General features: G+C 69.8%; 6 protein-coding genes. 5 read left to right on the forward strand and 1 reads right to left on the reverse strand.

The window, feature by feature from the left end; all coding sequences use genetic code 11:
• Positions 1–319: 319 nt before the first annotated feature.
• Complete coding sequence (locus FJ091_21595) at positions 320–1,045, reverse strand: sulfite exporter TauE/SafE family protein (GenBank protein ID MBM4385948.1); 726 nt, start codon at positions 1,043–1,045, stop codon at positions 320–322.
• Between the two features lie 124 nt (positions 1,046–1,169).
• On the opposite strand from FJ091_21595, the gene uvrA reads away from it, so the two are divergent.
• The 5 genes from uvrA (at position 1,170) to FJ091_21620 (ending at position 8,616) form a co-directional block, all read left to right on the forward strand.
• Complete coding sequence (uvrA, locus tag FJ091_21600) at positions 1,170–4,007, forward strand: excinuclease ABC subunit UvrA (protein MBM4385949.1); 2,838 nt, start codon at positions 1,170–1,172, stop codon at positions 4,005–4,007.
• Between the two features lie 76 nt (positions 4,008–4,083).
• Positions 4,084–4,797: a nucleoside triphosphate pyrophosphohydrolase gene (mazG, locus tag FJ091_21605; GenBank protein ID MBM4385950.1), complete on the forward strand. Its 714-nt coding sequence runs from the start codon at positions 4,084–4,086 to the stop codon at positions 4,795–4,797.
• A gap of 312 nt (positions 4,798–5,109) precedes the next feature.
• On the forward strand, positions 5,110–5,586 hold the full coding sequence (locus FJ091_21610; GenBank protein MBM4385951.1) for a TIGR03618 family F420-dependent PPOX class oxidoreductase: 477 nt from the start codon (positions 5,110–5,112) through the stop codon (positions 5,584–5,586).
• A gap of 103 nt (positions 5,587–5,689) precedes the next feature.
• Positions 5,690–6,379, forward strand: a complete 690-nt coding sequence (locus FJ091_21615; GenBank protein MBM4385952.1) for a response regulator transcription factor — start codon at positions 5,690–5,692, stop codon at positions 6,377–6,379.
• Positions 6,376–8,616: a HAMP domain-containing histidine kinase gene (locus FJ091_21620; GenBank protein MBM4385953.1), complete on the forward strand. Its 2,241-nt coding sequence runs from the start codon at positions 6,376–6,378 to the stop codon at positions 8,614–8,616. The genes FJ091_21615 and FJ091_21620 overlap by 4 nt, the downstream gene beginning before the upstream one ends.
• Positions 8,617–9,192: the final 576 nt, after the last annotated feature.

Consider the following 9,192-nt stretch of genomic DNA (forward strand, 5'->3'; position numbering starts at 1 on the left):
CGCCGTGCGCCCGCACTCGAGCCTCGGCAACCTCACCCCGGCGGAGTTCGCCGAGCGGTGCTCAACAACGCAGCAGACAGAGGCCGTTCTCTAGAGGAATTAGGGCCGAGGATCTCAGGCAGGTCAGAGTGGGGCCCGACGACAAGTCCCAATACGACTCGATGCGAAGCAAGGTCGAGCGCCTGCCGATGGCGGTGCGGCGAAGCTTCTTGCACTCAGATCCGTTCGACGTGGCATTGGATGTCATCGGCGTTCGGCGAGAGCAGGCGCGCGATCTCTGGGAAGCGGAGGCGGAGCGAAGGCGCGGACTCTGAGGGATTCAACTCCGAGCCGCGAGCACCACCCCCAGCGCGAGCAGCCCCGCCCACGCGAGCCTTCGGAAGCGCTCGCCGCTGAGGCGCGACGAGAGCGCGTGGCCGACGTACTGGCCGCCCACGGCGAACGGCGTCGCCAGAGCCGCTTCCATGACGACTGACGCCTCCATCACGCCGTGCGCCGAGACGAACGCCATGCGCGCGAAGGTGCTGACGAGGAAGAGCGCCTGCAGCGTGGCCTTGAGTTGGTCGGGTGCGCCGGGGCGGCTGTAGACGTAGGCGATCAGCGGCGGGCCGCCGCTGTTGAAGGCGCCGCCGAAGAGGCCGCTCAGGCCGCCAGCGACGGCGTCGCCGAGCGTCGTCTCGGGAACGCGAAGCGGCTTGGCGGTGAGATTCCAGATCGAGACCGCGACGACGAACGCGCCGAGCACGCGCACCAGGGTGCGCCCGTCGATCGCCGTGAGCGCGAACACCCCGCCGAGCACGCCCAGCGCGAGCCACGGCGAGATGCGCAGCACGGCGCGGCGGTCGACGTGCGCGCGCAGCTGCCAGAACAGGCTCGCGGTGACGAACGGGCTCGCGAGGTTCACGAGGTTTGCGGCGTGCGCGAGTGGAAGCGTCAGCGAGAGCAGCGCGGTCGCGACGATGCCGAAGCCGAAGCCGAACAGGCCCGCGAGGAACGACGCAAACAGCACGATCGCAGCGGTGAGCACGGCGCCGTCGGGGAGCATCGCGCGCAGTCGTTAGCAGGCGGGTCGGACCTCTCGTTCCGCGAGACCTCCCGGGTTGGGCGCGCCGGTAACTCGTGTGACAATGCCGAGCTGCGCCGGTATCGACGCGTCCATCAGGAAACTCATGCCCTCCGTCAACGACATCCTCGAGGTTCGAGGCGCCGCCGAGCACAACCTGAAGCGCGTCGACGCGCGCATTCCGAAGCAGAAGCTCGTCGTGTTCACGGGGCCGTCGGGCTCGGGCAAGTCGTCGCTCGCGTTCGACACGCTCTACGCCGAGGGCCAGCGCCGCTACGTCGAGTCGCTCTCCGCGTACGCGCGCCAGTTCCTCTGGCAGATGGAGAAGCCGCGCTACGACCACATTCGCGGGCTCTCGCCGACGATCTCGATCGAGCAGAAGGCGGCCAGTAACAACCCGCGCTCGACGGTCGGCACGATCACCGAGATCTACGACTACCTGCGCGTGCTGTACGCGCGCGTCGGCCGGCAGCATTGCCACAATTGCGGCGAGCCGGTCGAGCGCCTCTCGGCGGCGGAGGTCTCGGAGCGCCTCGCGAAGCTCGCGCCCGGGACGCGCTTCCAGCTCGCCGCGCGCATCGCGGAGAACCGCAAGGGCGAGTTTCGCGACGAGCTCGAAGACGCCGTGCGCGCGGGTTTCTCGCGCTTCCGCATCGACGGCGAAGCGGTGCGCGGAGACGAGCTGCCGGCACTCGACAAGAAGAAGAAGCACACGATCGACATCGTCGTGGATCGCCTCGTCGCGCCGGAGTCGCGCGACGCGAAGTACGAGTCCCGCCTGACAGATTCGGTGGAGACGGCGCTGAAGCGCGGCAGCGGCGCGCTGCTCGTCGCCTTCGACGGCGAGGAGCGCCTCTACTCCGAGCACCTCCACTGCCACATCTGCGACCTCGGCTTCCCCGAGCTCTCGCCGCAGAGCTTCTCGTTCAACTCGCCGCTCGGCATGTGCCCCGACTGCAACGGCCTCGGCACCAAGCCCGAGATGGACCCCGAGCTGGTCGTGCCCGACCCGAGCAAGTCCGTGCGCGACGGCGCGATCGAGCCGTGGCGGACGATTCTCGAGCGCGGCGATTCGTGGACCGGCTCGATCGTGAAGAACGTCGCGAAGCAGTACGGCATCGACCTCGACGCGCCGTGGAAGGATCTCGGAAAGAAGCAGCGCGACATCCTCTTGTTCGGCACCGGCGACAAGCGCATCGCGCTCTCGATGAAGTTCGCGACGGGCAAGATCGAGTTCGAGCGCCCGTTCGAGGGCGTGCTGAACGAGCTCTACCGCCGCTTCCGCATGACCAAGTCCGAGGGCATGAAGAAGTGGTACATGCGGTACCTCTCGGAAGCGGAGTGCAAGACCTGCGACGGCTTGCGCCTGCGCCCGGAGTCGAAGGCGGTGCGCGTGAGCGCGCGCAGCCTGCCGGAGCTGGCGCGCCTCAACGTCGCCGACGCGCGCGAGTTGTTACGAACGCTCGAGCTCGGCGCGAACGAGCGCACGATCGCGGGCGAGGTGCTGAAGGAGATCGACGGCCGCCTCGGCTTCCTGCTCGACATCGGCCTCGGCTACCTCACGCTCGATCGCCCCGGGCCGTCGCTCTCGGGCGGCGAGAGCCAGCGCATCCGCCTCGCGTCGCAGATCGGCAGCGAGCTCACGGGCGTGCTCTACATCCTCGACGAGCCCTCGATCGGCCTCCATCAGCGCGACAACGGGCGCCTGCTCGCGACGCTGAAGCGGCTGCGCGACATGTCGAACACGGTGATCGTGGTCGAGCACGATCAGGAGACGATCGAGGAAGCGGACTTCGTGCTCGACTTCGGCCCCGGCGCGGGCGCTGCCGGCGGCGAGGTGGTGTTCGCGGGCACGCCCGCGCAGATGCGCAAGTCGAAGCGCTCGCTCACCGGAGCGTACTTATCAGGGCGCCTCGCGATCGAGACGCCGGAGAAGCGCCGCAAGGGTTCGGGGAAGTGCGTGCGGGTCGAGGGCGCGCGCGAGCACAACCTGAAGAACGTCGATGTCGAGTTTCCGCTCGAGACGCTCACCGCGGTGACCGGTGTGTCGGGCGCCGGCAAGAGCACGCTCGTGAACGCCGTGCTGTATCCGGCGCTTCGCCGCGCATTCCACGGCAGCCACGAGCCGCCCGGCGCGCACGACCGCATCCAAGGTCTCGGCCACATCGACAAAGTGATCGACATCGACCAGAAGCCGATCGGCCGCACGCCGCGCAGCAACCCGGCGACGTACACGAAGATCTTCGACGAGATCCGCGAGGTGTTCGCGACGACCCCCGACGCGCGCACCTACGGCTACAAGGCGGGGCGCTTCTCGTTCAACGTGAAGGGCGGCCGCTGCGAGGCGTGCGAGGGCGACGGCGTCAAGAAGATCGAGATGCACTTCCTCGCCGACGTGTTCGTGCCGTGCGACGTGTGCAAGGGCAAACGCTTCAACGACGCGACGCTGCGCGTGCGCTTCAAGGGCCTCAACATCGCCGAAGTGCTCGAGCTCTCGGTCGACGAAGCGCTGCGCGTGTTCGAGAACCAGCCGAGAGTGCTCTCGGGGCTGCGCACGCTCGGCGAAGTCGGGCTCGGTTACCTGAAGCTCGGTCAGCCCTCGCCGACGCTCTCGGGCGGCGAGGCGCAGCGCATCAAGCTCGCGCGCGAGCTTTCGCGCGCCGCGACCGGCCGCACCTTCTACATCCTCGACGAGCCGACCACGGGCCTGCACTTCGAAGACTTGAAGAAGCTGCTCGCCGTGCTCGACCGCCTGGTCGACGCGGGCAACACCGTCGTCGTGATCGAGCACAACCTCGACGTGATCCGCTGCGCCGACTGGGTGATCGACCTCGGCCCCGAAGGCGGCGACGGCGGCGGGCGCGTGATCGCGCTCGGTACGCCGGAAGAAGTCGCGAAGAACCGCGAGAGCTACACGGGGCAGTACCTGAGGAAAGTGCTGTGAGCGCCGCAAGCGGCGCCTCGCCGCGCGCAGCGAGGCGGAGTCCTCGGAGCCGAGCGGAGATCGAACAGTGGCCTCGATGAAGGAACCGCTTCCGAGTGCGCAGCGCGCATCCGCCGCCGCGCGCCAGGCGGGAGTCGCGCGGCTGCTCGCGATCATGGCGCGGCTGCGCGATCCCAGGACGGGCTGCCCGTGGGATCTCGAGCAGACCTTCGCGTCGATCGCGAAGCACACGCTCGAAGAGGCGTACGAGGTCGAGGACGCGATTCGCGGCGGCGACATGGACGCGCTGCGCGACGAGCTCGGGGACTTGTTGTTGCAGGTCGTCTTCCATGCACGCATGGCGGAGGAGGGCGGGCACTTCGACTTCGACGCGGTCGCGCATGCCATCGCGGACAAGCTCGTGCGCCGGCATCCGGGGATCTTCAGCGACGCCGAGATCGCGACGGTCGAGCTGCAGCTCGCGAGCTGGGAGCAGATCAAGCAGCAGGAGCGCGCTGCGAAGAACGCAGCGGCCGGCGCGAAGAACGCGAAGCTCGCCGCGCTCGAAGAGGTGCCGATCGGCCTGCCTGCGCTCACGCGCGCCGCGAAGCTGCTGCGCCGCGCCGAGCGCGAAGGCCTCGGCGATCTCGCACCGAGCGCGCGCGAAGCCGGCGCCCTCGACGAGGCCACGCTCGGCGACGCACTCCTCGCGCTCGTGTCGCGCGCACAAGCCGCCGGCCTCGACGCCGAGGACGCCCTGCGCGCCGCGAACGCAAGACTGCTCGAGCGAGCACGAGATCGCGTGAAGTGATCTCGACTTCACACAGCCTCTCCGCGCCTGACAAACCTCGATGCATTGACGCGCCGAGAGAACGCCAGATCACGCTCGCAGTCGAACGCTCCGACCAAGCGGGTCGGCCGAGGCCGCAAGCGAAGCGCGCAGCGAGCCGAAGGCGAGCGAAGTCAACCGAGAGGATTCGCCGACGCGTTTCCAAGTCTGAGTCGACCTGGATGCATCGATACGCGTCGGCGAAGCGCGCAGCAGCGGGCGAGTCTTCGAGCCCGATGCGAAGTAAACAAGGAAGAACGCGCACCTCTGCCTGAGGTGCCACTAGGAGCTTCGATGTCCCGCCGTGATCAGATCCGCATGACTGACTCCGAGATCGCCACGTACCTCGCAAAAGCGCAAACCCTCACCATCGTCACGATCAACAAGGACGGCACACCGCATCCCATGCCGATGTGGTTCGGGGTGGAGCCCGACGGCGCGATCGTGATGACGACGTTCACGAAGAGCCAGAAGATCACGAACCTGCAGCGCGACCCGCGCGCGACGCTGATGGTCGAGAGCGGCGGCGCCGTCTACTCGAACCTGAAGGGCGTCGTGATTTACGGGAAGGCCGAGTTGATCCGCGACACGGAGCAGGTCGTCGACATCCTCACGCGCGTCTCGACCAAGACGCTCGACAACCCCGATGACAAGGCGCGCGACGGCGTGCGCAACGCCGTGCGCGGCACCGCGCCGAAGCGCACCGGGATCCGAGTTCGCCCCGAGCGCATCGTGAGCTGGGACCACAGCAAGCTGGGCGGGGTGTACTGAGGGCTGCGGCGACGCGGGCTGGCAGAGCGCGCGCAGGCCGCGTGCGGCGCACGTTTACCAAGCCTTTACACGCCGGCGCTTCGCGCGCCGATAACTTCCTGCGATGAGTGCGAAGCAGCGCATTCTCGTGGTCGAGGACGAGCCCGCGATCCGGCGCGGTCTGCTCGACGTGTTCGCGCATCACGGCTTCGACGCGAACGGCGCTGCGACCGGCGAGGAGGGCCTGCGGCTCGGGTTATCAGGGAATCACGACCTGATCGTGCTCGACCTGATGCTGCCCGGGTTGTCAGGCTTCGACGTGTGCGAGCGCGTGCGCGAGGCGCATCCGCGGCTGCCGATCCTGATGCTCACCGCACGCGGCGCGGAGGACGACGTGCTGCGCGGCTTCAAGGTGGGCGCGGACGACTACGTGACGAAGCCGTTCTCGCTCGCGCAGCTGCTAGCGCGCGTGCAGGCGCTGCTGCGGCGCGCTGGCGAGCGCGGCGTCGACACGCTTCCTCCGTTCCGCATCGGCGTGCTCACGATCGAGCCCGCGCGACTGGTGGCGAGCGGCGATGGCGAAGACATCGAGCTCACGCGCCGCGAGATCGAGCTGCTCGCGCTGCTCGCTGAGGAGCGCGGGCGCATCGTCTCGCGCCGCACGCTGCTGCGCGAGGTGTGGCGCTTCGAGCACGCGGACCACGTCGAGACGCGCACGGTCGACATGCACGTCGCGAAGCTGCGCAAGAAGCTCGGCCCCGCGCGCGACCTGATCGAGACGGTGCGCGGCGAGGGCTACCGGCTGCTCGCATGAGCGCCGCGCGGCTGCGCCTCGTCTTCCTCGCGCTCGGCATGGTGCTCGCGCTGCCGGCCGCGCTGCTCGTGCGGCGCGCGCTCGCGAGCGTCGAGCTCGAGCGCGAGGCGCGCGAGCTCGCGGTGGCGGAGCGCGCGTTCGACGAGATGGAGCGCACGCTGACGGAGTTGTTACGGGGCGAGGAGGCGCGCCCGGCGAGCGACTACGACTTCGCGCGCGAGGATTCTCCGCTTCGGCGCGAGCCCGCCGGCGGCCCAGCGCTCGGCTGGTTTCAGATCGAGGCGGACGGCCGCGTGTCGAGCCCTGCGTGGGCGAGCGGTGCAGCGCAGCTCGCGGAGCGCGTCGCCGGCGAGGGCGCGCGCCTCGAGGCGGCGGCGCGCAAGCCCGCGCCTTCTCCGCCTGCGCGTGGGGCGAAGCCGAAGCGGTCCGATTCGCAGGCTCCGCCGGCGCCCGCACCTGGCGCGATGGCGGAAGCGCAGCCCGCGCCGCGTTTCGCCCACGAGGATGCGCATGCCACGCCGCTCGCGGTCGCTCCCGCCGCGGAGGTCGCGCTCCCGTCGCCGACGCCTGCGCAAGAGCCGCTCGCGACGGACGCATTTGAAGCGCTCGCCAAGCTGAACACCGGCGCGAAGGAGCGCGAGGAACGCAGGCAGCGCGTGTACGTGGAGGAGCAGGCGGTCGCGGACGAGATCGTGCCGACAGACCGGCGCGCGGAAGCGACGAGCCGCGCGGAGCCCGTCGCTGCCGCCGAGCCGCCCGCGGAGGAAGCGCGCACATCCTCGAGCCTGTCGCCGCGCGAGCTGGTCGAGCACGCGCTGTCCACAGACGCCGCGGCGCCCGCAATCCCCACGTCGACGGAGTTCAGCGTGCCCGAGCGCGAGCTCGGCGGGCGTGTCGAAGCGGATGCCGCGACTCCGGTCGAGATGAAGCGCGATCACGAAGCGCCGGCGCCCGCCCTCGCGGAGGGCGCTGGCGTCCTCGCGTCCACCGAGGCGGGGCAGAAAGACATCCCTGCTGCGCTCGGCGCGGCGACTGCCGAAGGGCCCGCGCGCGGGAAGTCGGAGCCAGCACTCACGCCGGCGCCGCCGCTCGCCGCCGCACCGGCGGCTGCGGACGCTGCGAGCGAGCTCGTGCGCGTCGTCGTCGACCCGATGCGCGGCCGGCTCGCGCAGAGCGGGGAGCTGTTACTGGTGCGCAGCGCGTGGATCGGAGATCGCGGCGTGCGCCAAGGCGTCGTGCTCGACGTTGGCGCGGTGGAAGCCGCGCTCGCGGGCACCACGCTCGCGACGGGCGCGTTGCCTGGGGCGCTCGTCGAGCTCGCGCCGGCGCGCAAGCTCGCCTGGTCCGGCGCAGGGAGCGAGGAGCTGCGCGTCTTCACGCATCGCTTCGCCGAACCGTTCGATCCGCTCGCGGTGAAGCTCTCGTTCGAGCCGTTCGCCGAGGACGGCGCGCGCAGCGTCTATTGGCTCGCTGCGCTGTTCGCGCTCGCCGGCGCCGGCGGGCTCTTCGCCGTCTACCGGATGGCCGCGGTCGCGCTTCACTTTGCGGAGCGGCGCAGCAACTTCGCTTCGGCGGTGTCGCACGAGCTGAAGACGCCGCTCACCGCGATTCGCCTCTACGCCGAGATGTTGCGCGACGGCCTCGTCGCCGGCGAGGACAAGCGTCGCGAGTACTATGGCTCGATCACCGCGGAGACCGAGCGGCTCTCGCGGCTGATCAACAACGTGCTCGAGTTCTCGCGGCTCGAACGCGGTGCGCGTGCGCTCGAGCTGCGCGTCGGCGACGTCAGGCCCGTCGTGCGCGAGGCGGTCGACTTGCTGCGCGGCCACGCGGAGCAGCACGGCTTCGAGCTCTCCCTCGCGCTCGACGAGGAGCTGCCGGCGGTGCGATTCGAGCGCGACGCGCTGATGCAGGTCGTCTTCAATCTCGTCGACAACGCGATCAAGTACGGCCGCGGCGCACCCTCGCGCATCGAGGTCTCGTGTGCGCGCGCCGGCGAGGGCGTCGCGGTCTCCGTGCGCGACCACGGCGCCGGCGTGCCGCGCGAGGAGCTCGGCCGAATCCTCGAGCCCTTCTATCGCCGCGGCGACGAGCTCACGCGCAGCGCGCAGGGCGCCGGCATCGGCCTCGCGCTCGTGCGCTCGCTCGTGCAGCAGATGGGCGGCGCGCTGCGCGTCGCCAACGCCGACGGCGGTGGGCTCGTCGCGAGCATCGAGTTATCAGGGGCGCGAGCGTGAGCGGCTGGTCGTGGACGGCGCCGATGCTGCTCGCGCTCTTGGCATGCGGGTCCCCGAAAGCACCTCCGACTACCCCGATCCCACTCGAGAGGGTCGCGAGCGTGCTGGTTCGATCGCTTCCGCCATCGCCCGCGTCCGAACGAGAGTTGGCGGACCCCGCACTCGTGCGCGCGATCGTTCGCGGCTGGCCGCTCGCGCCCGACGGGTGGAGCCCACGCCGCGGTCGCCCACTCGTGCCCCTCTTCGTCATCGAAGTCTCTTTGCGCGATCGGTCGAAGGAAACGTTCTGGCTGGGCCGCCACTCCAACCCGCCGCGTTTCCCCTGCTACTCGCTCTGCTCGGGCTCGTGGGTCGCACCGTCTACCGAGAACGGGAGAATCGACCACTCGCGCTGGAAGGGCGTCACGAGCAGAGACTGGCCTTTCCTGATGGCCGTACTGGGTTCCTAGGAGCCTATCCGAAAACCGCCCAGGGTGTTAATGATTGACAAGCCGTGACCCTCCGACTGGCGACCGGGGGTGAAGTGTCTGCACGAGGGAAGGCTCACCGGGGCTGGCGGATTCCCGACGAGCTGTG

The sequence above is a fragment of the Deltaproteobacteria bacterium genome (assembly GCA_016875395.1).
GTDB lineage: Bacteria > Myxococcota_A > UBA9160 > UBA9160 > UBA6930 > VGRF01.

Bases quoted from the DNA above. Each gene is read 5' to 3' on its own strand.
- uvrA (MBM4385949.1), top strand. From the start codon at position 1,170: ATGCCCTCCGTCAACGACATCCTCGAGGTTCGAGGCGCCGCCGAGCAC.
- FJ091_21620 (MBM4385953.1), top strand. From the start codon at position 6,376: ATGAGCGCCGCGCGGCTGCGCCTCGTCTTCCTCGCGCTCGGCATGGTG.
- FJ091_21595 (MBM4385948.1), bottom strand. From the start codon at position 1,045: ATGCTCCCCGACGGCGCCGTGCTCACCGCTGCGATCGTGCTGTTTGCG.
- mazG (MBM4385950.1), top strand. From the start codon at position 4,084: ATGAAGGAACCGCTTCCGAGTGCGCAGCGCGCATCCGCCGCCGCGCGC.
- FJ091_21615 (MBM4385952.1), top strand. From the start codon at position 5,690: ATGAGTGCGAAGCAGCGCATTCTCGTGGTCGAGGACGAGCCCGCGATC.
- FJ091_21610 (MBM4385951.1), top strand. From the start codon at position 5,110: ATGTCCCGCCGTGATCAGATCCGCATGACTGACTCCGAGATCGCCACG.